The sequence below is a fragment of the Variovorax davisae genome (assembly GCF_030316845.1).
In the GTDB taxonomy this organism is placed as follows: Bacteria; Pseudomonadota; Gammaproteobacteria; order Burkholderiales; family Burkholderiaceae_C; genus Variovorax; species Variovorax davisae.
The window spans coordinates 1-1,226 of the sequence record NZ_JASZYS010000042.1; the positions used below are offsets into that span (position 1 = coordinate 1).

Genomic DNA, 1,226 nt, shown 5'->3' on the forward strand with positions numbered 1-1,226 from the left:
TTCTTCCAGCGAGCTGGCCTGCTCCTCGGTGCGCGACGAGAGATCCTGGTTGCCGGTGGCGATCTGGCCCGAGGCCGTCGCGATCGTGTCGGTGCCGGTGCGGACTTCGCCCACCACCCTCGCCAGGCTGTCGTTCATGTTCTTCAGTGCCTGCATCAGCTGGCCGGTCTCGTCGCGGCTCTGAACCTCGATGCGGCTGCCGAGATTGCCGTCCGCCACGCTCTCGGCCACCTTCACGGCCTCCCCCAGCGGATGGACGATGCCGACCGTCAGCCGCCACGCGAACAGCCCGCCGACCGCCAAGGCGATGATGGACAGCACGATCAGCGACATCCGGCCGGTGTCGTGCTCCTTCGCGATCGCCTGGGCCGATGCGTCGATCAGGCCGCGTTCATGCACCGACAGCGCATCGACGGCCTTTCCATAGTTCGCCAGCGCCGCCGTGAACTGGTTGTCGGCCAGCTTGTTGGCACCGTCCGCGTCGTTCGCGGCCTTGAGCTTGTTGAGCGCTGCGAGCAGTTCGAGCACCACGCGGCGTGCCTCGGCCACGTCGCCGTAGAGCTTCTTCTCCTCGGGCGAGACCAGCAACGCCTCCAGCTTCTTCTGCAGCGGGTTGATGAGCGCCTGGCCGGCGCCGAGTTCCTTCTTGAAGTAGGCCTCGGTGGCGGCATCGCTGGCCTTGACGATCGCGAAGGTCCGCACGATGTTGGCCGCCAGCAAGGTCGACCATTCGCCGACCATGCGCTCCTTGACCAGGGTTTTCTCGACCATCACTTCGGTGGCGTTGCCCACGTTGGCCAGCCGCAGCATGCCGGTGGCCGACAGGAGGGCCATCAGCACCAGCATGGCGGCGAAGCCGATGCCCAGGCGGGTGCCGATCTTCAGATTCTTCATGCTCATCACACTCTTCCTTACTTCATCTAACGATGTGTCGGCGTCGAAACGCCGCGGGTCTTGTCGAAGACAAGGCTCAGCTCGCCCGTCTGGTCGACGGATCGATCTTGAAGACGCTCACCACCTGCGACAGGTTGCCGGCCTGCTCCTGCAGCGACTGCGCCGCGGCCGAGGCCTGCTCGACCAGCGCCGCGTTCTGCTGCGTCACCTGGTCCATCTGGGTGATCGCCTGGTTGATCTGCTCGATGCCGGTGGTCTGCTCCTGGCTCGCCGCCGTGATCTCGCCCATGATGTCGGTCACCCGCTTGACGCTGTCGACGATCTCTTCCATC

The 1,226-nt window shown here is 65.3% G+C and carries 2 protein-coding genes; both read right to left on the reverse strand.

The window, feature by feature from the left end; all coding sequences use genetic code 11:
• On the reverse strand, window positions 1–900 hold a 900-nt coding region (locus tag QTI33_RS35035; RefSeq protein WP_286511348.1), incomplete at its 3' end, for an MCP four helix bundle domain-containing protein.
• Window positions 901–970: 70 nt separating this feature from the next.
• The coding region (locus QTI33_RS35040; protein ID WP_286511349.1) for a methyl-accepting chemotaxis protein at window positions 971–1,226 on the reverse strand (256 nt) is incomplete at its 5' end.